General features: G+C 48.5%; 24 protein-coding genes. 6 read left to right on the top strand and 18 right to left on the bottom strand.

All coding sequences use genetic code 11. The features are described 5' to 3' along the window. The 3 genes from D0S45_09210 to D0S45_09200 all read left to right on the top strand — a co-directional run bounded on the left by D0S45_09210 (nucleotide 1) and on the right by D0S45_09200 (nucleotide 4,498). On the top strand, nucleotides 1–3,210 hold the full coding sequence (locus D0S45_09210; protein TIH16579.1) for an ATP-dependent helicase: 3,210 nt from the start codon (nucleotides 1–3) through the stop codon (nucleotides 3,208–3,210). A 177-nt stretch (nucleotides 3,211–3,387) separates the two neighbouring features. Next, entirely contained in the window at nucleotides 3,388–3,690 is a 303-nt protein-coding gene (locus D0S45_09205; GenBank protein ID TIH16578.1) for a hypothetical protein, read from the top strand. Nucleotides 3,691–3,853: 163 nt separating this feature from the next. Beyond that, nucleotides 3,854–4,498, top strand: a complete 645-nt coding sequence (locus D0S45_09200; protein TIH16577.1) for a PilZ domain-containing protein — start codon at nucleotides 3,854–3,856, stop codon at nucleotides 4,496–4,498. Nucleotides 4,499–4,862: 364 nt separating this feature from the next. Here the strand turns inward: D0S45_09200 and D0S45_09195 are convergent, their stop codons facing one another. The 9 genes from D0S45_09195 to D0S45_09155 all read right to left on the bottom strand — a co-directional run bounded on the left by D0S45_09195 (nucleotide 4,863) and on the right by D0S45_09155 (nucleotide 12,893). After that, nucleotides 4,863–5,045: a DUF3304 domain-containing protein gene (locus tag D0S45_09195; protein ID TIH16576.1), complete on the bottom strand. Its 183-nt coding sequence runs from the start codon at nucleotides 5,043–5,045 to the stop codon at nucleotides 4,863–4,865. 152 nt (nucleotides 5,046–5,197) lie between these two features. Further along, nucleotides 5,198–5,776 carry a single-stranded DNA-binding protein gene (locus D0S45_09190; protein ID TIH16575.1) on the bottom strand — a complete coding sequence of 193 codons (579 nt, stop codon included), beginning with the start codon at nucleotides 5,774–5,776 and terminating at the stop codon, nucleotides 5,198–5,200. 12 nt (nucleotides 5,777–5,788) lie between these two features. Beyond that, nucleotides 5,789–6,142, bottom strand: coding sequence for a hypothetical protein (locus D0S45_09185; protein TIH16574.1), 354 nt, complete (start codon nucleotides 6,140–6,142; stop codon nucleotides 5,789–5,791). A 72-nt stretch (nucleotides 6,143–6,214) separates the two neighbouring features. Next, nucleotides 6,215–6,865 carry a biotin attachment protein gene (locus tag D0S45_09180; protein ID TIH16573.1) on the bottom strand — a complete coding sequence of 217 codons (651 nt, stop codon included), beginning with the start codon at nucleotides 6,863–6,865 and terminating at the stop codon, nucleotides 6,215–6,217. A gap of 302 nt (nucleotides 6,866–7,167) precedes the next feature. Then, nucleotides 7,168–9,420, bottom strand: coding sequence for an acetyl-CoA carboxylase carboxyl transferase subunit alpha/beta (locus D0S45_09175; protein ID TIH16572.1), 2,253 nt, complete (start codon nucleotides 9,418–9,420; stop codon nucleotides 7,168–7,170). Between the two features lie 30 nt (nucleotides 9,421–9,450). After that, nucleotides 9,451–10,869: an acetyl-CoA carboxylase biotin carboxylase subunit gene (locus D0S45_09170; GenBank protein ID TIH16571.1), complete on the bottom strand. Its 1,419-nt coding sequence runs from the start codon at nucleotides 10,867–10,869 to the stop codon at nucleotides 9,451–9,453. A gap of 18 nt (nucleotides 10,870–10,887) precedes the next feature. Then, nucleotides 10,888–11,253 (bottom strand): PilZ domain-containing protein, encoded by a 366-nt coding sequence (locus D0S45_09165; protein ID TIH16570.1) that lies wholly within the window; start codon nucleotides 11,251–11,253, stop codon nucleotides 10,888–10,890. A 134-nt stretch (nucleotides 11,254–11,387) separates the two neighbouring features. Beyond that, nucleotides 11,388–12,137, bottom strand: coding sequence for a flagellar motor protein MotB (locus D0S45_09160; protein ID TIH16569.1), 750 nt, complete (start codon nucleotides 12,135–12,137; stop codon nucleotides 11,388–11,390). Between the two features lie 3 nt (nucleotides 12,138–12,140). Next, nucleotides 12,141–12,893, bottom strand: a complete 753-nt coding sequence (locus D0S45_09155; GenBank protein ID TIH16568.1) for a motility protein A — start codon at nucleotides 12,891–12,893, stop codon at nucleotides 12,141–12,143. A 109-nt stretch (nucleotides 12,894–13,002) separates the two neighbouring features. Between D0S45_09155 and D0S45_09150 the strand changes: the two genes are divergently transcribed. Together D0S45_09150 and D0S45_09145 are read left to right on the top strand one after the other, a co-directional pair. Next, nucleotides 13,003–13,830, top strand: coding sequence for a purine-nucleoside phosphorylase (locus D0S45_09150; protein ID TIH16567.1), 828 nt, complete (start codon nucleotides 13,003–13,005; stop codon nucleotides 13,828–13,830). A gap of 183 nt (nucleotides 13,831–14,013) precedes the next feature. Continuing rightward, entirely contained in the window at nucleotides 14,014–14,694 is a 681-nt protein-coding gene (locus D0S45_09145) for a hypothetical protein (protein ID TIH16566.1), read from the top strand. A 227-nt stretch (nucleotides 14,695–14,921) separates the two neighbouring features. Here the strand turns inward: D0S45_09145 and D0S45_09140 are convergent, their stop codons facing one another. The 5 genes from D0S45_09140 to D0S45_09120 form a co-directional block, all read right to left on the bottom strand. After that, complete coding sequence (locus D0S45_09140; GenBank protein ID TIH16565.1) at nucleotides 14,922–15,731, bottom strand: 4Fe-4S ferredoxin; 810 nt, start codon at nucleotides 15,729–15,731, stop codon at nucleotides 14,922–14,924. Between the two features lie 378 nt (nucleotides 15,732–16,109). Beyond that, complete coding sequence (locus D0S45_09135; protein TIH16614.1) at nucleotides 16,110–17,711, bottom strand: hydroxylamine reductase; 1,602 nt, start codon at nucleotides 17,709–17,711, stop codon at nucleotides 16,110–16,112. Nucleotides 17,712–17,967: 256 nt separating this feature from the next. After that, nucleotides 17,968–18,159: a ferredoxin gene (locus D0S45_09130; protein ID TIH16564.1), complete on the bottom strand. Its 192-nt coding sequence runs from the start codon at nucleotides 18,157–18,159 to the stop codon at nucleotides 17,968–17,970. Between the two features lie 162 nt (nucleotides 18,160–18,321). Further along, nucleotides 18,322–19,629 carry a 4Fe-4S binding protein gene (locus D0S45_09125; GenBank protein TIH16563.1) on the bottom strand — a complete coding sequence of 436 codons (1,308 nt, stop codon included), beginning with the start codon at nucleotides 19,627–19,629 and terminating at the stop codon, nucleotides 18,322–18,324. A 17-nt stretch (nucleotides 19,630–19,646) separates the two neighbouring features. Continuing rightward, on the bottom strand, nucleotides 19,647–20,267 hold the full coding sequence (locus D0S45_09120; GenBank protein TIH16562.1) for a 4Fe-4S dicluster domain-containing protein: 621 nt from the start codon (nucleotides 20,265–20,267) through the stop codon (nucleotides 19,647–19,649). A 110-nt stretch (nucleotides 20,268–20,377) separates the two neighbouring features. On the opposite strand from D0S45_09120, the gene D0S45_09115 reads away from it, so the two are divergent. Further along, nucleotides 20,378–21,058 carry a Crp/Fnr family transcriptional regulator gene (locus D0S45_09115; GenBank protein ID TIH16561.1) on the top strand — a complete coding sequence of 227 codons (681 nt, stop codon included), beginning with the start codon at nucleotides 20,378–20,380 and terminating at the stop codon, nucleotides 21,056–21,058. On the opposite strand, the gene D0S45_09110 is transcribed toward D0S45_09115, so the two are convergent. The 4 genes from D0S45_09110 to D0S45_09095 all read right to left on the bottom strand — a co-directional run bounded on the left by D0S45_09110 (nucleotide 21,055) and on the right by D0S45_09095 (nucleotide 26,576). Next, on the bottom strand, nucleotides 21,055–22,059 hold the full coding sequence (locus D0S45_09110; protein ID TIH16560.1) for a chemotaxis signal transduction protein CheV: 1,005 nt from the start codon (nucleotides 22,057–22,059) through the stop codon (nucleotides 21,055–21,057). The two genes, D0S45_09115 and D0S45_09110, sit on opposite strands and share 4 nt — an antisense overlap. A gap of 121 nt (nucleotides 22,060–22,180) precedes the next feature. After that, on the bottom strand, nucleotides 22,181–23,590 hold the full coding sequence (locus D0S45_09105; protein TIH16559.1) for a glycosyltransferase family 41 protein: 1,410 nt from the start codon (nucleotides 23,588–23,590) through the stop codon (nucleotides 22,181–22,183). Then, nucleotides 23,587–24,879 carry an HlyD family type I secretion periplasmic adaptor subunit gene (locus tag D0S45_09100; protein ID TIH16558.1) on the bottom strand — a complete coding sequence of 431 codons (1,293 nt, stop codon included), beginning with the start codon at nucleotides 24,877–24,879 and terminating at the stop codon, nucleotides 23,587–23,589. The genes D0S45_09105 and D0S45_09100 overlap by 4 nt, the downstream gene beginning before the upstream one ends. After that, on the bottom strand, nucleotides 24,876–26,576 hold the full coding sequence (locus tag D0S45_09095; protein ID TIH16557.1) for an ATP-binding cassette domain-containing protein: 1,701 nt from the start codon (nucleotides 26,574–26,576) through the stop codon (nucleotides 24,876–24,878). The genes D0S45_09100 and D0S45_09095 overlap by 4 nt, the downstream gene beginning before the upstream one ends. Between the last annotated feature and the right edge of the window lie 78 nt (nucleotides 26,577–26,654).

Raw genomic sequence — 26,654 nt, 5'->3', positions numbered from 1 at the left:
ATGTCTCAAAATGATGAAGCTGTAGTAAAATCAATTCTTAAATCCTTTGTTTCAGGGACCGTCCCGGAATACATCCTTGACGGTGCACGCAATATTGTCAGCTCTGACGGGGTCCAGAAGCTCGACCTAAAAAAACGCGAAAGATACTGGGATATTGACGCCTCTATTCAAGGCGATGATTTTCAAATTTACTCTTCCGAGCTGGGTCTTAACCTGGCAGAGGAAAGCATTAACCATTATTGCAATTGCCCGGAATCTTTTTCCGGCGTTTGCAAACACGTGGCCGCTGCTGCATTAAAACTGCTCCTTTCTCTTGATTCTGAAGAAGAGAAAGCCGAAAGCCAGAAGCAGGCAGACTGGCGCCAAAATTTCCGGTCCTTCTTTGCTACTGAACTGGAACCGGAAGCGGGAAAACACTATATACTCTACCGCATGTACCCTGAACCGGAAAGATTGCAGGTGGCCTTTTTTCGGGCCCGGCAAAACAAATCCGGCCTTTCACAGGTGCAGAACGAAATAGAACTGCAAAATATAATTGAAAAGCCGGAATGGAGCGAAACCTCCCCCAGCTTACCGCATGTTGCAGAACAGATCGGGCATTATCTCGATTACCGCGGACACCGGGTGGAAATTCCAGCCGGGCTGCATGCGTGGTTCTTTACTGCAATCAAAGACGAATATTACATGTTCCTGCGCGAGACGGATATTCCTATCCGCATCGAAAGCAGAACCATGCAGCTCAGACTCTCCCCGGAACTTTCCGAGGAAGGTTTGCGTTTCGACATCCTGCTCTCGGATGAAGGCAAACCGCCATTCTCCATCATGGATGACGATGAAGTATTTTTCTACGGAAGACTACCGCTGTGGGTATACTGGAAACAGGGTTTTTACCCGGTTCAAACTACACTTGCGCCCAAACTGGTACAGGAAATGCGTATCCAGAATCCGATTATCCCGCCTGCGGATATTCCGGAATTCCTCGATCGTGTATGGACCCAGATTCCTGTTTCCGATCTGCACGACCATGAGGAATTTCTTGAGAAGATGCAGCCGTTCTTTGTTCCGGCCACCTTCAATCCCAAGCTTTACCTCAATGAGGAAGGATCACTCCTGACCATCAGGGTCGACAATACTTACGATACCGAGCACGGGGAAATCTCCATGGGAGAACCCAACCCCGACCTGCAAACCGGAAGCTACAAGGACGGAGAAAAATCCTACCTTGTACGCCGCGCACAGGACGAAGAAGCCCAGCTTTTCGCCGAGCTTCGCGACATGGGTTTCCAGCCGCGTAATAACTCCATCTGGTTCATGGAACAGGAAGCTGCCATCACCTTCCTGCTGGACCACTATCCTCAGCTGGTTGAAGCATACAGAATTTACGGTGAAAAGAACCTGACCCGTTACAAGGTAAGGCTCACTTCTCCGCAGATTGTTGCTGAAGTTGAAACCGACGAAGACAACAAATGGTTCAATCTCGACATTAATGTTGAGTACGATGACCAGCGTGTTCCCATTGATAAAATCTGGGAAGCATGGAGTCAGGGCAAACGTTACGTACAGCTCAAGGACGGTTCATACACAAGCCTGCCCGAATCGTGGCTCAAAAAACTCAGCCACAAGCTCAAGGCTCTGGGATACGATCCCGAACAGCCTCCGCGCCAGCAGTTCGAGCAGTATGAAACCCCTGTGCTGGATAAGATCATCGAAGATCTCCCGGACACCAAGACCGATGAACAATTCGTTAAGTTGCGTGAAAAAATCCACAACTTCGACGAAATCAAAATGCTTGACCAGCCCAAGGCACTGAACGCTACCCTGCGCCCCTATCAGGTTCAGGGACTCAGTTACCTTAACTTCCTGCGCGACTATAAATTCGGCGGTATCCTTGCGGATGAAATGGGTCTCGGTAAAACCATTCAGACCCTGTCCTTTATCCTCTCCCTGCATGAGCGGGGCATTACCGGGCCGAACTTAATTATCGTGCCCACTTCGGTCATGCCCAACTGGGAGCGTGAGGCACAGAAATTCTGCCCGCACCTGCCGGTGTTGACCATTTACGGATCAAGACGCGAGGACCTGTTCAAGAAAATCCCGGATTCCACAATCGTAATCACCACTTACGCATTGCTGCGCCGCGACCTTGAAGAGCTGCTCAAGCATGATTATACTTCCGTTATTCTTGATGAAGCCCAGAACATCAAGAACCCGAACACCATCACCGCCAAGTCAGTGCGCAAGCTCAAGAGCGACATGCGCCTCTGCCTCTCCGGTACGCCCATTGAGAACAACCTCTTTGAGCTTTGGTCCCTGTTCGAGTTCCTCATGCCCGGTTTCCTCAGTTCACAGCATGCATTTCAGAGGGGAATCGTCAAACCCATCAAGGATGGCGACGAAGAGACCCTTAACTACCTGCGCACAAGGGTGAAACCGTTCATCCTGCGCCGTACAAAATCTGAAGTGGCCAAGGATCTGCCGCCCAAGATCGAGACAGTTCACTATTGCGAGCTCATCGAAGAGCAGCGGGAACTGTACACAGCCCTTGCCAAGCGGCTTAAAGATCAGGTGCTCAGAGATGTGGATGAAAAAGGCATGGCCAAAAGCCAGATGTCCATCCTCGATGCGCTGCTCAAGTTGCGCCAGATTTGCTGTCACCCACGTCTGCTCAAACTGGATATGCCCGGCCTGTCCACCAACCTGCCTTCAGGTAAATTCGACGCCTTCAAAGATCTCATCTTTGATATTGTCGAAGGCGGACACAAGGTTCTGGTCTTCTCCCAGTTCGTACAGATGCTGCATGTGATACGTTCCTGGCTGACCATTAAGGATATCCCTTTTACCTACCTCGACGGCTCCAGTAAGGACCGCTTCGAGCAGGTGGACAAATTCAACGACAGCCCGGATATCCCCATCTTCCTGATCTCGCTGAAGGCTGGCGGTACCGGACTGAACCTGACCTCAGCCGACTACGTTATCCACTACGATCCGTGGTGGAACCCGGCTGTAGAAAATCAGGCCACTGACCGAACTCACCGTATCGGCCAGAAACGTCAGGTATTCGCCTACAAGATGATCTGCCAAAATACTGTTGAGGAAAAAATCCTCGGCTTGCAGGAAATGAAAAAAAGCGTTGCGGACGCCATTATTCCCGGTCAGTCTGCGCTCAAGTCGCTCACCCGTGACGACCTTGAAATGCTCTTTGAAATTTAATTTCTGCTAACAATAAAAATGAACTAGCCCGGAATCACATCATGATTCCGGGCTTTCTATTTTTAAAACAAAAATCAAATTTAAACATTAACTTCATTTAGAGGTTGACTTAAGTGAACCCTAAACGTTAATTGAAAATGAAAATCAACTTCGCAAAACAAATTCTCGGAGGATGGAATGTTTATACCTGAATCAATGTGCGGATGCTCAGCAGAAACAAAGCTCAACAACCGGGAAGCTGTAAGGATTTCCCTGTTTGAGGTTAACTTCAACCAGAAAGCCATGATCCTGATCGGCATGGGAATAAAAAAACTAGCCGCAAAACACGGCCTGCCTGAAGGAATCATCAAAGAACACATGAAGGGCAACTTATACATAGCCCCACCTTCAAAGCATCTCTACTTCCTTTTCCATGTACCGGAAATTGACGCGGATATGCATATATCAATTCCGCCCAACCATTTTGATTTTATAGGTTAAACAAAACTAACCATATCTTTCGCGGGAGGGAATCTGACCAGACTTTCCACTTGATCGTGTGAGGGAAGTCCGTCTCCGGCACCCGCTCCGGCCTGCGGGTGAACAGATTCCTCCCGTGATTATTAAACACTAACAAGCTATCATCTACGGTGGGGAAACTGAAATGTCGGAACAGACTAATCCGGTCATTATTTATACAGATAATCCTGAAAAATATATAGAATCAGATTTATCCTCTTATGTAAAAGTGGAATGTTGCTCCTGCCCGGATAAATTCTGCAAAGCACTTGTAGAGAGACACTATTCCGGAATAATCCTCAATGTAAACAAGGTTATGCGTACTCCTTGCTGTGACCGTAACAGAATACTGTCGATATCTTCCGGGGTTCCCACAATACGAACCCTTGAAAAAGAAAGTCAGCCTTTATTTCTTGACGACCATGAAAACTTTATTTGTGACTGCCTAACCCGAAAATGCAATGGTTCAGGTTATTCCTGCCCGGTAAATGTTCAGATTCCAGTTGAAGTCAGCCTAGAAGATGATCCGGCAATGGCGCAAAGTATAACTGGAACCATCCACCATATCTCTGAGGATGGCTGCACTTTCCACACAAATGCAAATCTTGCCGACAACTCATACCTATATTTGAAGATATTCTCCTTGAACAATAAACTTCCGATTTTAAGCGGAGTTTACAGAGAACAAAACGCAGCGAACTGCTCATGCGGCTATGAAGTCAAATTTCTGGACATAAAAGATGACCAGCGGGATGAAATAAAGGCTTTCCACGAAAATGCGATCAACTAGGTGCAATCAATGAGCAGCGAATAAATGGACAGACAGCGGCAGGCTGTGCGATAGTTCAGTTTATGACGAATAATCTCGTGCATAAATTTTCCAGCCTGACCACTGTTCTGGCGTTTGCGGTCCTTATTGCTATATCGGGCTGCTCATTCTTTTACAAACCCATTGAACAAGCGCAGCAATATGCACTCCAGCAACGATACGACGCAGCAGTTGATGAATTGACTGACATTATCGATTCGGACACTTCCGAAGAAGAGAAAGCGCAAGCCTTCATGCTCCGGGGAGAGGCATATACATCGCTGAAAGAATACCGCTATGCCTACCGGGACTTACAAGTGGCCTGGAAGCTCTCCTGCCACATCTATCAGATTTCCCCAGCCCCGCAGACGCCAACAGTAACGGAAGAACCGCCATCCCAGCCCGCAGGCAACGCCACGCAACAAAAACCAGCCCCACTTCCGTTCACCCCGGCACGGGCCTGCATAGAGCAGCTTCCCCGGCTAATCGACGAGCTGAAGCCTTTTACCAGCGAATTCGGGGCCATCATGTCTACGCAGGAAGCTTCGGCTATCGTAAAGGAGATGTTTCCTGATATGCCTAGGTGAGAGCGCTTCGCCGCTTTGTATTAAAAATTTTGCTAAAAAAAATCCCCAATCTCGGTGAGATTGGGGATTAATTTTTGGCAATTCGAAAGCTTGCTTAGAACGGTACTTCGTCCATTCCGCTTGCTTCGGAAGGAAATGCGGGACCGAGGTCCTCATCTTCCTGAAAAGCGCCACCCTGCTGTTGCTGCTGGGGCTGCTGGTTATTGTTGTACTGACCGCCATTCTGCTGCTGAGACTGGCCCTGATAGCCACCACCCTGCTGCTGATTGTTATTGTACTGACCTCCACTCTGCTGCTGGTAACCACCCTGCTGCTGGCCCTGATATCCACCGTCCTGACGACTGTCGAGCCCCTGAATGTTGCTGGCGACAATCTCAGTGGTGTAGCGGTCCTGACCGTTCTGGTCCTGCCATTTACGGGTCTGCAATTTACCCTCAACCATAACCAGGCGGCCTTTGGTCAGGTATTTACCCACAAATTCAGCAGTGTGTCTCCAAGCGGTAACACGGTGCCATTCGGTCTTATCAACCTTCTGCCCGGTATTGCGATCCTTGTAGCCTTCATCTGTAGCCACAGAAATGTTGGCAAAGGCCTGACCGGAGGTTGTGTATGAAAGTTTCGGATCCTGTCCGAGACGTCCTATTAAAATTACTTTGTTCATGCTTCCTGCCATCTAGGCCCCCATTTATCTGAATTTTCTATTTGAAGCTATTTTTTCCGCAACACTCAACTCATCTTCAAGATCGTAGCTGATGGTATTTGCTTCCGAAGCTTTCCAATCACCAAGAGCCTTCTCCATACGCAGCTTTAAATCATACGCTTTACGGATGGATTCAGCCATGGCTTCGGCCTTATCTTCCGGGATCATGCCCAGCTCAAGACGATCCTTAAGGTCCTCGATAAGTTCGATAACCCCGTGCGGACGCCCCTCGACCTGCGGCTCTTCCCATGCGGTCTTAACCAGATAAGGCCAGCTCTTCTCAACTTCGGCTTCGTCATATGTGTGGGCCATAACCCTGATTTGGAGCACATTTCCCATGCGAAAAATCCTTTATTAATACGGAAAAAAAGAGTCCGTCAATGGCAACATTGCAAAAGTAAAAAGCTCTTATTAATCAACCTCTTCCCATTCACTCTGAACACGGTTGACAACTTCCTGAATCTGCTTGAGCTGATCAGCGGGGCAGACACCGATCAGAGGCTGAGCTGCGTCAACGTTGTCACCGTTGTGAAAATATACGGAATAAATGAGTCCTTCGGGACCGCTGTAGTTAAGCGGGGTTTCCCTTTTCATACGAGAAACAATGAACAGCTCCATTCCCTCAGTAACTTTGACTGAACGCTCACCGGAGCCTTTAATCTTGGCATCAACTTCAGGAGTGAAGTAGTATTTTGCTTTTTCCGGAGCATTGAACAGAAAAAGTGCTTTTTTCAGAATCAACTGAATGACCTCTTCCTTGGAAAGGAAGTGGCGAATCTTGATCAGCACTTCACCGGCTTCAACAAACTGGCCTTCCAGATCCTGACGGATGGAGACAATTTCACCTTTTTCAGGGGCGGTAATATTCTTGGTATTACGTTCACGGGTAAGCTTGGCAAGCACGGTTCCGGGCTTTTCCTTCCACTCGCCGGACGGTCCGCTAACTTTATCACCAACCTTAAGTCCGGTAAACTCTACATTTCCGGTATGGGGTACGGAAATCTCAATTTCATCGTAAGGGGAAGCCTTGATCTCTTCAAGAAGCTCTTTAATATTCAACATTATATTAACCTCTGAATTACTTTAAACTTATATACCGTTTCTGCGAACGGTCATTGATTATACACTTAATTTCGGACAGCATCCGGTCCGGGCAATTTGCAGATATTATCAGGCAAAGTCAACCTGCTGCGAAACTCCCTAACACAGAAAAGCAGAGAAGATAAGAACCTACACAAACGAAGGTAAAAACGTCCCAACCTACGATTTTCCAGACAAAACGGCAAAGCCTACTAAAAAAGTTTGGGATTCTTAAACCCTTTCCAAAGGGTTTAAGGCCCCCGGCAGGGTCACCGAAGGCATTTCTACCTATAATATAAATTCCGTCCGCCCATGGTCATCAGCGACTGCCCGATATTGCGACCCATTTCACGGCGATCCCAGATCCCTTGAATATGTCCACGGGCAAGGGCATTCCATGCATTGTGGTAGTCAGGCGGAATGGCAATCCCGGTTGTCTCGGTAATAACCCTCGGTCCGGCAAATCCGATCTTTGAAGACCGGACAGCGAATTGATAAGGTGAGCAGCCCAGAAAACTAGCCACTGATCCGCCGTAGGAATTGGTATCGTAGATCACCAGATACAGCCCCCCGGCATCTACGTAACGACGCAGGGCCATGGTGCAACGCGGCATCTGGAGCACACCGTTTGTTCCTTCCTGAATGCGGATTCCGGCGGTTCCGTGGGCATAAAAAATAAGTGGCAGCTGTTTACGCTGCGCTCTTTCTGCGGCCCGGATAATCTTCTCACCTTCAGCGGCCCCCACGGAACCGCCCCGAAACGGAGCCGCAAGACAAATCACCACGGAATTGATCCCGTCCATACGGGTCTCGAAAGTAATGCAGGATGAACGCAATCCGGTCTTTTTGCGGGCTTCATCCAGCTTGAGGTCAAAACCTTCGTACTTCAGCGGATTGGCTGACTCTATGCCGGAATTGAATTCAAAACCTTCGGCATAATGAAAAACATTGTATAAATACCATTGGTATTCCATGGGAAAATGATGCCCGCAATTACTACACACACCGGCAAAATCACCAAATAAATCCGGTGCCCAAAGATCCAGACAGCCTTCAGTAGCTGAGTTTGGACAGCTAAAAGTACGGTCATCCTGACACTTGGGGCTGCTATAGTTCCACCGTCCCTCTTCGTAGCACGGCGACTGGTCAGAAGTTGACAGACAAAGCAGCTTGTCACGTACATCATTTGTAATTTTTACATTGGAACCTTTATCCGCAGCATTCTTTTTCAAAAGACGGGCGGTGCGTTCCTTGACTAGATGGGCCTCGGCTTGAATCTCTTCCATACCCTGTTTGGCAGCGCGCACGGTACGGCCCACAAGATTGTAGACAAAGAGCGACTTTGTAGCCCAAGCCATGCCCTGCACAGCCGCACCCATCTTAACAAAGACGGACCGCTGGTCCATATACGCCGAAGTGGAAAGAGCACGAAACTTCTCATACCGTTTTTCAACCAGCCTTGCGCGAGCACGGGAACTTAAGGCCCAACGCATGAAAACATCTTCGTCTTCTTCTGATCCTTTCTGCTTAAGAGCCATGGCCCGAAAAAGCTTGAGTCCTTTTACGGAAATACAAACCTCATTGGTGGCCCGGATAACCTCAGAACGCAGGTTGCGAAAAAAATCATAACTATTAGGCTTGGCCCCGAGATGAGGCTCCTGAACCACACGATCAATGTAGCCCATCTCGATATTATCCTCAGCGGTAATGCCGAGCTTGCGCGCACAATTAGCAATCAAGGATTCATCAACCCTTTTACCGTCACGAAGGTTGGCCTCGATTGCAGCCGCACCTTCCGGGGAAATTACTGAATAGTAACCGTGGGAGAGCATGAGCCTGCGATCGGCAAGACCGATAGCCTCAGCGCCGCCGGACCCGCCTTCGGAAGTAATGGAAATGATAGGCACATCAATTTTGCCCATCTCATAAATATTCTTGGCAATCTGCTGCGCTGCGCCGGGGTAATCCTCCACCGGATAGGAACCGGGGGTGAAGATGTAAGTATGTATGGGAATCCCTTCGGCCTGCGCAACCTTCATGTAATGCAGTGCCTTGGCGTTCCCCCACGGCTTGGCTGAGCCACCGTTACGAAATTCCTGCCCATGCCCCTTTTCCTGCCCAATAACCATGACCGGCTGGTGAACAACCTTCTGTCCCACACGTCTGGTAATGTAGGCCTGCGCAATGAGCATGGAAGGGTCAATACTGAATTCTCCAAGCCCGCCCAGTTCAGTGTAGTTGTCATACACATTTTCCAGAATATCGGTCAGGCAGATGCGCTGCGGATGGCGCACAATGCGCACCCGGTCCATGGAAGTCAGTTCTTTTTCAAGCTTGGATTCAAGGAAGGCAAACAAATCTTCAAGGCGGTCAAGTTTACGCAGGGAATCCTTGGTGGTAATAGTCCCCCGCAAACCACGGAATTCCTCCAACTCGGAACTGAGCATGGAAATATTGGCATTTTCAAGATTACCGAAAATGTCCTTAATGTAGGTGAGCCGCCCCGCTAAGGCGTCGATGCGCTTATCAATATTCATATAAATCCTGAATTATTTCAGAACAAGATACTAAAATTCCAGCAAACCGAAATTCTTATCAATCAAATAAGAAACATTGGATTCAAGCTTTCTGCCAGTCCGGTCCTGTCCTTGCAAAATCAGACCGTTCAAAAACTCAACCCCACGTTGCTTGGCCTGCTCCAGATTTTCCCCGCGCACAATGGCCAGTGCAAGGTTAGGATCAAATTCAGTGGGAATTTCATAAGCACGGTCGGTGGGCACCTGCGTATAAACCTCCAGCCAAGGCTGTTCCTGCCAGTGAAATTTTTCAATTGTGCCTACCCAAGGGGCAAAATCATTTTCCGGGTTTTCAGCAATAATACGGTACTCAATAGCAACCCCGGAAAGCTCTACATCATCCTGACCATAATTGATTGGATCGCCCAGACCAAGCCGGATCTGCTCGCGCACAATATTTACATTACGCTCACCTTTGATGGCTGAAATGGCCGCAGAAACGCCGTTCTCCACCTGAATGCGGGTGTTAACTTCCATCAGAAAAGGTTCACCGCGCGGTGTGACGATCCATTCCCATGTACCCACATTGTCGTAGTTTACAGCACGGGCCATGGACAGGGAATGCTCAGTAATGCTGTCCAGAACTCCGGAAGCATTAAAAATATAATGAATTTCATCAGGAGCAAAACCGGGAGCAACTTCAATTCTCTTCTGGTTGCCGCTACTCTGCACCGAGCAGTTACGGGTTCCGAAATGGACGTGTTTTCCCCCGCTCTTCTCACAAACAACCTGAACTTCAAGGTGATTAAAACCGTAAATACGCTGCTCAATGAGTACGCCTTCGTCATTGAACTGACGCTTGGCATAATTGCGAATACGTCGATAAACGGAACGGAATTCATCGGGATCACTAACTTCCTCAATGCCCATGCCCCCGCCTCCGGCGGAAGCCTTGACCATGATAGCCGGGACCTGAAATCCCTGCTCCCTTTGAAATGCGAAAAGGCTGTCGGCAAGCTCGACAGCCTCCAGTTCATCATAAATAGGACTGTCGGACCCCGGAACAGTGGGAACCTCGAGACTACGCGCAAGACGCTTTGTATTAATCTTGTCACCCAGCTCTTGAATCACCCGCCACGAAGGCCCGATAAAAATAAGCGGTTTTTCCCGTTTCACCACCCGGCGTGCAAACCGAAAATCCTCAGCAAAAAAACCGTACCCCGGATGAATGGCCGAGGCTCCGCTGCGGTCCGCGACACTGAAGATTTCATTAGCATCCCGGTAAGAACTAATGCAAAAGAGACTATCCTCACCACCGTTTTCCCGCGCAAAACGAACATGACCACTTTCGCTGTCCGCCATGGTATAGACGCAGACGAAATTCTGGTTAAGTTCCAGACAGGCTTTAGCAATCCTGATAGCGATCTCGCCACGATTCGCGATCAGGACCTTGTGTTCTCCTTTATACACTTCTCAGCACCGGCAAGATCAAGACATGCCTTTTTTCTTGCGCAACAGAATCATGCGCTTCTGGACTTCAAGAACGAGCTTATCAAGGCGCGCTTCCTGATACTTGTCCAGATCAACATAAATACAGCCCATCAGCCCTTTACCGATATCGCGCACCACCTTGATTTCAATCCCGGTTAAAAGCTCTTTTTTACCGAGAACGAAGTCTACCTTGAACTGCTGGTCCACCTCAAAAGTATCCTTCCCGGCAGAAAAAGCCAGACCGTTAACACTGAAATCTTTAACGCTGTAAGGGGAAGGGTAACCTTCAATTTTGAGCGCAAGTCCGGGAAGACTGGTCCGGAAAGCACCTCTAGCCGTATTACTATCGAATGAAATATCCATTCTTCTCTCCAATCATGTTCACACGGTTAACACCGTTGATACTACTCTCAGGTCTAAACATCACACCCACAAATATAATCACATATATTTTAAGAGCGGAATTTAAATTTTGCTACTTTTTTATAATCCCAGGCCTAAGGCCCGGTCATAATTTTATCCAATACAAATTCAACCCGCCGGTTGCGCTGGCGGTTCCGCTTCGAATTATTGGGTACAAGGGGGTCCATTTCCCCTAGCCCTGTTGCGGTAAGCCTATTCGGCTTAATTCCCAATTTCATAAGGTAGCGCAGAACATTTACTGCACGTAAAGATGAAATTTCCCAGTTATCCTTCAATCTGCTTTTACTGCTTGGCTGGGTATCATCAGTGTACCCTTTGATATTGATATACTGGTCGGAGTGGCTGATAAAAAAATTCTTAAGGGCTTTTACCGCAGCACGCCCTTTTTTACTAAGCTGAACCTTTCCGGGATTAAAAAGCACATCCGAGGGCAGTTTAATGGTTATCTTGCCGTCCTCAAAGTTGGCACTCATAATCCCTTCCACACCCTTGGTGGTCTGGAGATATTTCACATCTTCAAAGACTTTGCGCTGGGCTTTGATTATCTGCCTGCGGGTGACAACCTGATTGAGGATAGCCCCGGCCTCCTCACGGGAAACCTTGCTGGTGGCGATCTTCTGCAATTTACCACTGATGGATTTGCTGACCGACTGAAAAGTCATATCAAACTTTTTAGCGTCGATCTCGGACATGGAATAAAGCAAAATAAAGAAAACCAGCAGCAACATGGATAAGTCAGCAAAAGTAGTTATCCACTCATTAGGCTCATCCTCGTCAGCCTCGTCTTCGACTACCAGTCCACCTTTCAGGAGTTCATCATCCATGGCTTAATCTCCGGTCCTGTCTCTGGGAGCCTGAAATGAAGAAAGCTTCTCATAAACCAGTCGGGGGTTGTTATTCTCAAGGATGGACTTTGCACCCTCAAAAATAATCTCAAGATGAAGCTGCTCCTGAAGAGTCCTCGCCCTAAGTTTTGCTCCGATGGGGATAAAAAGCAGTGTCGCCAGCAATGAACCATAAAATGTGGTCAAAATAGCAACTGCCATGGCCGGGCCGATGGCTGCGGGGTCCGAAAGGTTGGACAACATCTGAACCAGACCGATCAGAGTACCGAGCATACCGAACGCAGGAGCAAGGCCTGCAAGGCGTTTATACACGTCCTGAGCGATCTTGTGGCGTCTCTTCATAGCCGAAATTTCAATCTGCAAAGTCGCGCGGATAAGTTCAGGATCAGCATTATCTGCAATAAGCTGACATGATTTGCGCAGGACCACGTTCTCGGTCTGAACATTTTCAAGGGCAATCAGACCTTCGCGACGGCTGATTTCAGCAACCTTGACCATGATGCTCACAACTTCGTTAACCTTAACCTTTCTGGAGGAAAAAGCTTTGAATCCTGCAATCATGGCCTGAATCACTTCCTCAAAAGGAAAAGCAACGCAAATGGAAGCCAGAGTACCGCCGATAACAATCATCATACCGGGAACATTGACAAAGACGTCTACCGCCCCACCGATAAAAATAGCACCGACAACAAGGGAAAGCCCGACCAGCATCCCGATTAAAGTGGAAAAATCCATAGAAACCCGTTCTCTTTTAAGTTACTAGTTAAGACGGATAGTTAGAGAAGCAAGGAACAGTCAACTGCTCCATCCGTACATTAAACCCGAAACTACGAGTAAAAAACCTATGACCTCCCCGGAATCTATATACACTATTAGCAGGCATATACTAGAAAAGATAGATAATTTTCAAGTCGGGACCACCGGAATTATTCTTGGTTCAGGGCTTGGCGAGGCCATAACCCGGCTGGAAAAGGCAATCGAAATTCCCTACTCGGAAATCCCCGGCATCCCGCAGTCCACAGTCAAAGGGCACAGTGGCAGCCTCATTTACGGTTTCATGGAAGAAAAACCGGTACTTGTATTCAGCGGGCGGTTCCACATTTACGAAGGATACAGCGCAGCCGAAGCCTGCACTCCGGTACGGGTCATGGGTGAGCTGGGCATAAAAAGAATTTTCATCACCAATGCCGCCGGAGCACTCAATCCGCAATTTGATGCCGGGGACCTGATGCTGATCACTGATCAGATCAATTTTACCGGACACTCTCCGCTGACCGGACATAACAACGATAATTGGGGAGTCCGTTTCCCGGACATGAGCAGGGTTTACTGCGACAAATTACGCGCAATAGCCGTTCAGTCCGCCAAGGAGAAGGGAATCCGCCTTGAACGCGGAGTCTACGTTCAAGTAAGCGGACCCAATCTCGAAACCCCAGCCGAAACGCGCATGTTTAAAAGACTGGGTGCCGATGCCGTGGGCATGTCCACCGCTATCGAAGCCATTGCCGCAGTGCACATGGGCATCAAAGTAATGGGCATAGCCTGTTTGACCAACAAAAATCTGCCAGACTGCATGGCTGAAACAACCCACGAAGCAGTAATTGAACAGGCAGCTAAATCTTCAGCCGCCATGTCCGCATTGATCAGAGAAATTATTTCCCGGCTGGATTGATTCTGACTGACACGGAAGCCATTTTTCCGGCTCTATTTGCCCAGTTTTGCCAATGTTAATAGAATGCCACGGGGTCAAGAGTCTGTATAAGCGGATCTTTTCTTCCGTGGCATTTTCATTGCAAACAATTTAGCGTCAGCAAACCCTTGCAATGTTGCTCATATTTAAAAACAGGGAACTTTCATGAAAGGCAGAACAATCAGCTTAATAATGGCACTTACCGCGCTTCTGGCACTTTGCGCATGCTCAGCAGGCTACAAAGAACGGACCTTGGATTACCTCGGCGAACGGCCTACTACCGGACCGTTTTTTAAGGAAGATAATACCCCTATGGTAGAATTGAACTACAAAGCAGGGGACCAGATATCCAATCAGCTTGAAGAAAGACTTCCTCCGGGATCACCTATCACCGTGAGCATGTTCCGGCTGCGCGGCAGTACCCTGCAAACCGACTTTGCCAAAGTTCTCACCGAACAGATTGCCTCACGTATTGCGCAAAAAGGTTACGCCATTGTTGCTGACAGTTCCCGCTTTCCCACAACCGCTCTTGACGAAGATCTGGCACCGCCGGAAAAATGTGTGCTTGCCGGAGCTTATTCAGTAGGTAAAAAACAAATTTTCGTCACTGCCGCAGTTTCAACCATTGCAGACGGGGAAATTCTCGGTTCATGGGACTGGACTGTACCGCTCAATTCCAAGACAAAATCTCTGCTGCCCATCAAGGAAAACCCGGATATCTACCCCATGGTCAACACATCCGGACCGCTGGAAAAGAAAGTTCCCGCACAATCTGCATCACAACCGCGTTACGTGCCGGATCAGTTTCACAACCAGCCCGGTTTTGAGCAAGATATTATGAATTAATTTGATACGCTAACGCGCTTTTTGTTGAAGTATTTCGCCTCCGGCGGCCAAAGAAACTTTTTGGAAAAAGTTTCTCTGGACTCTTCAAAAACTTTCAATAAGCTTCGCTACCTAAAACTATAAATAGTAATTTTATTCATAGAAACGGGGCATCTCCGATCAACTCGGAGATGCCCCGTTTCAGCTTATATAGTCAAAGGAGGTAGATGAATCCTTCTTTTTAAAACTTAGAGTGGTACAGGCTGATCAAGTGTAGTCTTGGCCTTAATTTCCCCGGTACGCTTTACAATAATCTTTTCCGCGGGAATGTCCGCTCCGGCCTGCTTAAGTGCCGCAGCAACAATCTTGCTGAAATTGGAACAACAGGGAACTTCCATTTCCAGCACAGTAATAGACTTAAGACCGCTCACGCTGAAAATTTCGGTCAGACGCTGCACATACATCTGCACATCATCAAACTTGGGGCAGCCCATGAGCACCTTCTTACCGGGTAAAAACCTTTCATGGTAGCCCGGAAGCGAAACCGCCACACAGTCAGCAGTGAGCAACAGATCCGCGCCTTTCAGAAAAGGAGCATCCGCAGGCACCAGACGAATCTGGATCGGCCAGTGGGTCAGCTGCGAGGGTCCGGCCTCTGAATCAGTAGGTACATTTGCCTGCTGGCAGGGAGAAGCGGCAGGAGCAAAAGCTTCAAGCTTGGAGCCTGCACAACCGCAACCGCCGGATGCTGGCTTGGCATTATTCAGGCGCAGGCTCTCAGGGGCAGGCATATGGTTCGGCACTTCACGGCCTTGCTCGGTCAGCAGCTCTTTAACTGCTTCAGGGTCAAAGTCATCAGCTTCAACTTCAATAACCTTCAGTGCACCAGTGGGACATTCGCCCAGACAGGCACCTAGACCGTCACAGTACTTTTCAGCCACAAGCTTGGCCTTGCCGTCAATAATCTGCAATGCACCCTCTTCACAGCCCGGTACACACTGGCCACAGCCGTCACAGAGTTCTTCATCTATACTGATCATCTTACGTAATACTTTCATTTTATTATCCTCCTACGCCGTACCTTACTGGCCTCCGGCGGTTGGGATTTGATGCGCTATCGCGCTTTTTTTCTAAGATGCCTTCGGCGATTCCTGCCGGAGGCCTTAAACCCTTTTCCAAAAGGGTTTAAGAATCCCAAAACGTTTTAGTAGTTTTAGGCAATATTAGCTTTGCTAATTGTGCCTTAGGTATCAACCTAAGACGGAAATTTTTATTAAATCTTTCAACGACGCTCTGCCGGGTAAAAATAAATTTTAAGAGTTAATAGAGTCTTCCGGCAAAACAGAGCGACAGCTAATTAAAAAGTTTTGAGGGGTTGGGGTCTGGAGAAGGGGAACTTTTCCCAAAAGTTCTCCTTCCCCAGCCGCCGGAGGCAATTAACCGAGAATTGCCTTGAGATCTTCTTCAGGTGTGCTGATAGGCATAATGTTGAAGTTTTCAACGAGGAAGTTCAGCACGTTAGGTGTGATGAAAGCGGGAAGACTGGGCCCGAGGCGGATGTCCTTGATGCCGAGGTGCAGCAGGGTCAGCAGGATGGATACTGCCTTCTGCTCGTACCATGACAGGATCATGGACAGGGGAAGCTCGTTCACGTCGCATTCGAATGCGCCAGCAAGAGCAACTGCAATCTGGATTGCGGAGTAAGCATCGTTGCACTGTCCGATATCCAGCAGACGGGGGATACCGCCGATGTCGCCGAGCTGCTTGTCAAAGAAGCGAAACTTACCGCAAGCGAGGGTCAGGATAACGGTATCCTTGGGAGCCTGCTCTACGAAATCAGTGTAGTAGTTACGTCCGGGCTTGGCACCGTCGCAACCGCCGACGAGGAAGAAGTGCTTGATGGCACCGGCCTTCACGCCTTCGATTACCTTGTCAGCTACGCCGAGCACTGCGTTGCGTGCGAAACCGCAAAGAACGGCACCGTTGTCGGTATCAGCTGCAAAACCGGGCAGTTCTTTTGCTTTTGCAATTACTGCTGCGAAATCACCGTTGGCAACATGGGTAACTCCGGGCCAGCCCACAAGACCGGTGGTGAAAATATCACCTTTGTAGCTTTCAACAGGCTTCTGAATGCAGTTGGTGGTCATGAGGATAGCACCGGGGAATGCGGCAAATTCTTTTGCCTGATTCTGCCATGCAGTACCGTAATGTCCATAAAAATGGTCGAACTTCTTCAGTTCAGGATAGCCGTGACAGGGCAGCATTTCACCGTGGGTGTAAATATTGATTCCGGTTCCTTCGGTCTGCTCGAGGAGTTGGCGCAGATCCTTAAGATCATGACCGGAAACGAGGATAGCCTTACCGGCCTTGGCACCGAGGGGAACTTCGGTGGGTACGGGATGACCGTAAGCACCGGTGTTACCTGCATCGAGAAGTTCCATGGCCTTGAGGTTCATTTCACCACACTTCATTGCCCAGCCTACCAGCTCTTCCATACCGAGCTGCTGCGGAACTACGGAAAGAGCTTCGTGAATCTGGGCATAAAGTTCATCGTCTTCCTGACCAAGAATGGCTGCGTGGTCAACGTAAGCAGCGACACCCTTGAGGCCGTAGACAAGAATCTGCTTCAGGGAGCGCAGATCTTCATTTTCATCAAAGGAGGTTACGGGGAATGCTTCGCCCTGCTTGCTCAGTTCAGCAGCAGTAGCAGCAACCTTGGTTACAGGACCACAGTCCGCGCTGACCTTACCGGTCAGTTCGTCACGAGCGGCAGCAACATTCTTAATGACCGGAACAAATCTTTCATCGTCAAAATTGACGTTAGTAAGAGTAGAGAAAACGGCTTCAGCGGTAAGGCGGTTGGTTTCAGCTGAAACGGCAACACCTTCTTTACGTGCTGCGGTAGCTGCTGTACCAAGCTCGACACAAAGCTGAACAAGAAGATCCTGAATGGCAGAGACTTCATTACTCTTGCCGCAAACACCTTTAACGGTGCAGCCCTGACCCTTAGCAGTCTGTTCACACTGATTACAAAACATTCTTAACTCCTTTGAAGGTAATTGGTTTTCTTCTTCACTACCAAATATAGAAACAACTTTTTTAAGTATTTGATTCAGATCAAAAGCCATGACTTTCTCCCTTACGTTGAATGCTGTTTTAAAGATTACCCTGATGAAATTTCAACTATGTGCCTACCCAGCTCTCAGGGTTGATTTCTCATTCGTTGAGTTCAAACTAGAAAAAAGAGCTTTAAAAGTATTTGATTCAGGTCAAAGGGAACATATTTTTTTAATTTTAATCTTCCCAGTGAATACAATTGGTAGGACAAAGCTCCATTGCAGCTTCCACCTCAGACTCACCGGCCCCTTCGGGATTCTGGACTTGCGCCAGATCACAGACACCCATTACAAACATACCGGGGCACACTTCAACACAAGCTTCACAACCAACACATTCATCAACATCAACAGCTACTGTGCGACTCATATTTTGCCTCCTCCTGAAAATAGGACTAATCAGACAATCCAAGTTTGAAATTAACACACACGCAAAACTTGCGAAACATATTTTGCTACTTAATAACAAAGCACTATTAAGAATAGTTCCTAATAGTGCTTTGTAAAGTATAAACTTATTTTTAAAGGAAAATCAGATACGGGCCACTCCCAAAAATAGAGCATGCAAAGAAATGACCAGAACAAGGAATATTTTGCGGGAAGCATCCGGAGCCATGAACGGCAACCGATAACCGATACTTGCTGAAGAGCAACTGGAAACACAATCCCCGCAAAAGGTGCACGAAATTCCGGGACGCCCTGCCTCGATGTCTTCAGGCTTCAAGGCATTGTATCGACAACTTTTGCTGCACTTCATGCATTTGCAGCAATCTGCTGAAATCTTCATCCGCCAAGGCGAAATACGGCCCAGCAGATTGGAAACAATTCCCATGGGGCAAAAAGCCGTGCAATGGACCATCATGCCCATACGCCGGGAAAACCAGAGCATAATCATAATCCCCAGCAAGCCGAATAGAGCCGCGCACCAGACCGCAATCACAGTTGAAACTCCTGCCGCGCGCATAGCCCACGCCGCACCGATAACAAGTACCAGCAAAGCAAGTCGCAGCCAAATGAGCCGGGATTTAAAATTCTTCGACGGTTTAAGATGACCAATGCGGCTGCACTGATCATCCCATGCCCCGATGTAGCAGAGATGACTGCACCACGCCGGACCGACCAGAAATACTGAGACAGTAAAAAGAATAGGCATAAAGAAACCGGAACCGCGAAAAACAGGCCCGGCGGCGATAAGGGCGGGCACGGGAAGGTGAAGTTTTCCGCTCATCAGAAACTGTTCAATCCCGGCTAAACCAAGGGCTAGTTGCCCGAAAAAGACCAAGGAGAACAAAGCCCAGATACGCGGACGCATGGCTTTAGCTCCTTCCGGGCTGAACATTCTGCCACCAAGCCATGAAGCATAGAGAGCCAGCAAAAAAATCTCCGCCCTGCCCCATCCGGGGAAAAAGCGGTCAGCAAGCAGAATGGGAAAGGAAACCTTGCTTCGGGTAATTTCGAGTAGAATTGCAGTCAGCAGAAAAATGGAAGCTTTAAACCAGCCCTGTTCTTTAGTTCGGCAGAAACGCTCTCTCCCGGCTGGAGAGAAACAATAAGCGGCAGAAAATACGGTCAGAGCAAAGAGCGCGCCCATTATTAAGGCCAGACGGGTCCACTCCCCTCCGGTATAAATACGGAGACTTATCAGTCCAGCACCTTTATTCAGCCAGAGAAAAGATGCACAGCCGAGCAAAAGACCCGTAACATTCCCGGCCCAGCGTTGCCTGCTGAAAGCAAGCCCTGCGGAACCGATCAAAAAAAGGACCAGACCGTTATCGCCGCCACGCAATGCATGAGCTGCCAGCAACAGATATGAGAGGGAAATGAAAATGAAGCCAGCCACCTTACCTTCCTATCTTTCTACTCCAGAAGGAGTTTATCATGTCCGACCCGTTCCATGACCCAGCCGAAACGTTTACCATCCACATAATTATCCATCCAGATTTTCATGCATCTGGCAATCAGATCCAGCACTTCATCACTGGTATAAACGCCGGGAAGCTCTGTTCCAAGTCTCGGATGACGCCCCAATCTACCGCCCACCAGAAAACGCCAACCACTGCGGCCACATGAAATAACCTCAGTGGGGCAGACATTGGTGCAATAACCGCAGACCAGACATTTCTCGCGAGCTATAACAACTTTATCATCCACCATGGTCATTGCCTGGTCAGAACAATTACGTACACACTCTTCACAGCCGATACACCCCTCATGATCTATAACCGGAACACAAGCCCTGATCAGACCAATATCGGCAATGTGCGGACGTGAACAACCGTTGGGGCATGCTGCAACGTTTACACTGGCCATTTTATGCCTACTTATTTTTCCGCCAAACTTTTGATCAAGAAATTGAGGCCAGCCAGTGTCCTCAATTACACTCTCAATTCGTCCAGAAAAATCTTCATCAATAAACAAGGCAAAACGGCATCCTCCGGCAGTTCCCCGGCAGGCATTAATTACAGAGGTTTTATCCATACTGTTTCCTTTCATCGTTTTATCAGTTAGTTAACCATAGAATACAAATTGGGTACAAGCCCTGACTTAAGTCATTTACCGGGTACCATTAATTATAAAAGAAAGATGTAATGAAAAAGACACATAATCTCGAAAAAATCAGCCTTTTTGCTGGCCTTAACAGCGAAGAACTGGAAAAAATCTCACAAATCATCATCCCGCGTGAATTAAAAAAGGGTGAACAGATTTTTATTGCTGGAAGCGATGCCACGGGCTTTTATTCAATCGAGTCCGGAAAAGTAAAAATTTACCGGGAATCATTGGCTGGAAAAGAACAGATTATTCATATTTTCGGGGCAGGAGAGATTTTCGGGGAAGTGCCTGTTTTTCAGGGGGCCTGCTATCCAGCCAGTGCAGTAACTCTAGCGAAATCCACCCTGCTCTATTTCCCGCGTGACCGCTTCGAAAAGGTCATCCGCGAAGACCCGGACCTTGCTATGTCCATGCTGGCCCTGCTCTCAGGAAGGTTACGCCAGCTGGTCAACCAAGTGGCGGCATTGAGTTTGAGCGAAGTCCCGGCAAGACTGGCCAGTTACCTGCTTCTGCTCAAATCCACCCAGAATTCCAACAAACTGGAACTAGACCTGCCCAAAGGGCTGATCGCCTCATATCTGGGCACCATTCAGGAAACACTATCCCGCGTCTTCAAGAAAATGAGCGAACAAGGTTTGATCAAGGTGGAGCGGAAAACAGTCGAAATTATTGACGAGGCATCACTTGAACTGATTGCCAGCGGTGAAGAACAACTTTAAGGTCTACACTTATAAAGTTCGTCAAGATCCGCTCTGGCCTGCTTAACCAACGTCGCAATCTGCGGCTTGGAATACTGGCGGTTGGCACCTACGGCTTCACCTTTGTGCAGCAGCTCATCAGTAATCAAAGATGAAAAAAGATAAACGGTCAGATCCCGCAGATAGGGGTCTTCTTTGATCCGCTTGGTCAAAGCATGTCCGTCCATTCCCGGCATTTCAATATCCGAGACCACAATTTGGACAAATTCGGAAACGTGAATTCCGGTCTGCTTGACCTTATTTGAAATTTCTTCGAGGGCCTTCCAAATTTCCAGCCCGTTCTGATAGGCTGTAACCTCAAATCCGCCCCGCTCAAGGGACATTTTAACCAGATTACGCATGGCACGGGAATCGTCAGCGCACAAAGCCTGATATACACATTCAAGCGATTCTTCCACCTCTTCAATAGCAGCTTTATCCCGTGCAGGGTTAAGGTCTTCCATGGCCTGTTCAAGGTCAAGAACCTGAAGGATGCGGTCTGGATCAGTAAGCTTTACCGTGCCGATGATGGTCCCTTCGGCATATTTGGCCATATTGCCTTGCAAAGATTCAAGGTCCTGCCAGCTTATGCGGTGAATTCTATTCACACCGGAGACAAGAAAAGCACTGACAACTTCATTAAATTCAGTGACCAGCACCATGCGCCGTTCATTAGTAACCGGCTCCATGTGCAGCCATCCGCTAAGATCAATGAGCGGGATAACTGTCCCCATGAACTCGAACATACCCAGCACTAATGGACTCTTTGTATCAACTGAGGAGGAAGCTCTGGAAATGCTGCCATTCTGCTTGCGACCGGAAAAATTTTTAAGATCCACTTCCCTGACAATTTTTTTAACTTTGGCAACATTCAGGCCGAAGGACCAACGTTTATAAGCATCGCCGTTCCCCTCATCAAGGTAAAGTTCCAGAAGCTCAACCTCATTGGTTCCGGATTCAAGCAGAATTTTATTCCCCGTCATTACTGGCTATCCCCTCAATTCGCTTTAGCATCACAATATTTTTCAAACTCAATTAAGTAGTTACCCCAGCTGAACCTTTCAGTCCAGTCCCCGTAACAAAAAGCAAAGAATTGATATGAACTTAACTTCCAAGCTTCTGTTTTAAAGCCGCAAGCATGCCGCTGAAAACAGAATTCCAGTCTCCGGCCTTTTTCTGACGAAAAAGAGTCATACTCGGATACCATGGCGAATCCTTGCGCTTACGCATCCAACGCCAATCAGGATTGTAAGGAATCGCTACCCAGACAGGAACATTTAATGCTCCAGCCAAATGGGCAACCGATGTATCCACAGTAATAATCAAGTCCAGTTGCCCCATGACCTTGGCTGTATCCGCAAAATCCTCACAGCCGTTACCAAGATCGCGCACCAGCATCCCGCACCCAAATTCATCACGCTGCTTAGTTTCAGGGCCTTTTTGCAACGAATAGAGAGTCACCCCGGGGAGACCTGCAAAGGGCAAGAAATTCTCGAGACTTACCGAGCGGTTATGATCATTTTTATGGGTAGGCTTACCGGCCCAGACAATCCCGATCTTGAATTTAGTTCCTTCCGGGACATGAACCGGAAATCCAGCCTGAGCAGGAGGTTTAAGATAAGGGCATTCCCGAGGGATGGACTGCATATCATGTTTCAAAATTCTCGGCAGACTGATGAGCGGAGTCTGCACATCAAATTCCGGCAACGTACCTCCATCACTGAAAATTTCCTCAATTCCATCCATTCCTTCCAGCAGGGAAACCAGCTCCGGCTGGCACTCGAAAAAAACTTTCCCCCCGGCCTCGGCCACAAGGGGAATATAACGGCAGAAGTTGAGAGTGTCCCCGAACCCTTGTTCCGCATAAACAAAAATTCTTTTCCCGTTCAAGGGAGAACCGTCCCAGAGCGGCTGGCGAAAATGACGGTTCACGAGCTCTTCACGCTTCCAGCGATATTCATAGAGCTCAAAACCGTTGATAAAATCACCTTTTGCAAGCAGCGCCAGAGATTTATCCCAATTAATCCTGTCATCATCGGGTTTGAATTTCAGGCAATGGTTAAAAAAACGGATAGCCTCATCCAACTTACCGATATCCTGCAAAACCAATCCGAGATTGTAGTAGGCATCGATAAATTTGCGATCCAGTTCAATTGCCCGGCGATGGCAGGCTACAGATTCTTTGAGCCTTCCCTGCCTGCGCAGAACATTACCCAGATTACTCCATGTACCGGAGTTATCCGGCTTAACTGCAATGGACCTGCGATAGCATGCTTCAGCAGCCTTGAACTTATCCTGCGCACGCAAGGCCACTCCAAGATTACCGAGCAATACCGGATCGTCAGGCAGTTGATTCAAGGCAACGGAGTAAAGGGCAACGGCCTCGTCATAATTACCTGCGGAATGCGCTTTTACCGCATTAATAAAAATTTCCTTTACCCGAGGCGTAACCGTATCGATCCAGTCCAGCTGCTTCTCCTCCGGTTGCCCCGAAGCTGCTCCTTTACTGCTCATCGTTCCCTCATGGCATAACTGATGGACCCCATAAACGGCTCAAGAAGATATTCCATAACTGAACGGGTCCCGATGTGGATTCCGGCGATCACGCGGATGCCGGGAAAAAGCTTATAATGATTTCCATCGTGCTCAAAAAAATCCTTATCAGTCACAATGCGCACCCGGTAAAAAGTCAGTCCCCTGTCAGTGGAGTCCGCATCAGGGCTGATATTCACGACTTTGCCATCAAGATTGCCGAAACGGGAAGCATCGCTTGAAGCCAGCTTGACCACCGCCTTCTGTCCGTCTTTAACATAACCGATATCACTGATAGGCAGCCGCGCTTCAATAACAAGCTTGTCCCCAGCCGGAACAATATCCATAATAGTCATACCGGGCCGCACAACCTCACCGACACTGACCACGTAAAAAGTCTTGACCACGCCATCCACCGGTGAACGAATGACTGTACGGCTAAGATTATCCGCAAATTTCCTGAGCCGCTGTGAAAGCTCATCAAATTCTCTGCGGTCCTCCTGCAACTCCTCACGTACCGATGCCAGATAAGAATTCCTGATCTCCCCGATATCAGCCTTGGCCTGCGCCAATACGGAGCGGGCCTTACCTAGCTTTGCGGAATCCTCCTCAATGGCACTCTTAAGCTTAGATTCTTCCTTAAGAAATCCGAGATGTTTGTAGCGGGAAGTCAGGCCATCCTCCAAGAGTCCGGCACTGATTTGAATCTGCTCACGCAAGAGTTTCAAGCTGTTGCGGGAATTACGCTGCCGGGAAGTAATCTGTTTGATATCCTGCACACGCTGCTTGATCTTTTCCCGTTCTGAAAGCAAATCACTCTCAACACGGGCCTTGCGGGTCTGGAATAATTTCAGGGATCGTTCAATCAAAGCGGGAAATTTTTTATAAATATCCTTGGGATAATCAGGAGCATCAAGTCCCTTATCCTCAGCAGAAAGACGAGCGATATTGACCCGCAGGGAAGTTACCCGGACTTCAAGCTCATCCACGGTAGAATCGCTGGCAGTAGCTTCCAGAACGACCAGCTCCTGCCCTTTTGCCACGCTCTCCCCTTCGCGGACATTAATCTTCATAATGATGCCGCCCTCAAGGTGCTGCACGGGCTTGACCCGTGAACTGGGGATAACTTCCCCTTCCGCCTGGCTGACAATATCCAATTGGAAAAAACAGGCCCAGCCTAAAAATCCCAGACACATGGCAATGCACAGGAAAAGAAAAAAATGGCTGGCGCCCTTTACTTCGCCGGAATATTCCGGGGTCATGCCGGTCATTGCACACTCCCGCTTTTGGACGGTTCAGCTTTATCCGGTTCTGCGTCCCTTTTCGGGAAAAGCACGTTCGGCTTCGGTTTATTGCCAAGATCGATAATTATATCTGCGCGCTGCATGAGCCGCATATCCTGTGAAACCATCACCATGGTCTTTTTTGCTTTAGCCATGCTCTGAATAATCATGTCCATGGCCCGCAACCCTTCAATATCAAATCCCTCGGCGGGTTCATCAAGCACTGCAACCGCTCCCTGAACAGACAGAGCCCGGGCAAGGGCAAGCCTGCGCCGGATACCCACTGCAAGTTCAGCTCCGCCGTTTACCACCTGTGCCTCAAGTCCTTGAACACTGGTATCAAGATACTTCTTGAGCCCGGAAATTTCCACAACACGGTTGACCCGTTCAGCATCCATATTCGGATTATTCAAACAGATATTTTCCCTGATGGTGGCATTAAGAAAAGTCGGCTCTTGGGGCAAATACATGACCTGCTTACGCCACCATGGAGCGGAAAGCTGGCGCACATCCACTCCCCCCACAAGAATCTGCCCCCGTCCGGGATCGATAAGCCCCAACAGCAAGCGTACAAGGGACGTTTTCCCGGCTCCGTTATGCCCGGTAATAATCACAATATTGCCCGGTTCAATATTTACCTCCAGACCTTCGAAAAGAGGTCCGGTTGAACCGGGATAGGCAAAACCGAGATCCTTAATCTCTATGCCGCCCCTGTAATTCTTAAGTTCTGTTCCTGTTTCAGATTCAAGGGGCTGGCGCACAAATTCCTGCAAAGACTGCATCATCTGCCCGGCCTGCGCGATCATTGCCCGTGATTTCATGAAAGATGCTGAAACAGCCAGAGCTTTACCGGAAAGTATGGAAGCCCCGATCAGTCCGCCGGTGCTCATTGATCCGGCAACGACCTCACGCGCTCCCACGGCATAAACCATAACCCGCAACAGCATGGCTATGCTCTGCAAAACAGCCTGACCGCGAGTACCGCTTTGAACCATATCCCGCTTGATCTGCTGCAATTTATCCATCTGTTCCTGAAATACTCCGCTCAAAAATCCGCGTCCGCCAAAAGCACGGACAGTATCGGCTCCGCTGATAGCATTTGCAAGATTGCCCCGGTGCACCACGGACTCATTACGCATGACGTCGGTCATCCGCTTACCGCGCCTCATGTTCAGCCAGCCTGCCAGCATGGAACAAGCGATAGCCAGCAAGGTAATCAGGGCCAGTACCGGACTGAGGAAAAAGGTTGCCCCTACGAAAAGGATAAAGAAAGGCATATCCAAAACAGAACAGATAACTGATGCATCATACCCGGACTGCACGACCTGTATTCCGCTCATGAGTTCATGAATACGGGCCGGGGGAATTCTGCCCAGAGTGTTCATCTTGGCTCTTGCAAGGCAGCCCAGAACGGTTTCGGAAAGCATGCGGTCCGGCCCCACATTGACTGCGGAAGCCAGACGCCCCCGGACCAAAGTAAAAGCATGGTTCAAAACACCTGCTATAAGCATCCCGGTGGTCAGGGTGATCAGGGTTCCGTCAAAGCCGTACCCGACATAACGGTTCAGGACCTGAATGACGAAAATGGGAGAAGCAAGGGATAATATATTGATAAAAAAAGAAGCAAGGCAGATCTCAAAGGCCAGGAATGGATGTAACGACAATCTCCTCAACAACTCTCTCATGTGACCGATCCCCTGTCCAAGGTAAGAAAATCAAAAAGTATCCGAAAAAAGAAAATTCCATGAGCATGCACACATGGA

The organism is Marinifilum sp. JC120 (assembly GCA_004923195.1).
In the GTDB taxonomy this organism is placed as follows: domain Bacteria; phylum Desulfobacterota; class Desulfovibrionia; order Desulfovibrionales; family Desulfovibrionaceae; genus Maridesulfovibrio.
The sequence above is the reverse complement of the archived record's forward strand: the minus strand, read 5'-3'. Positions and strand labels throughout refer to the sequence as shown.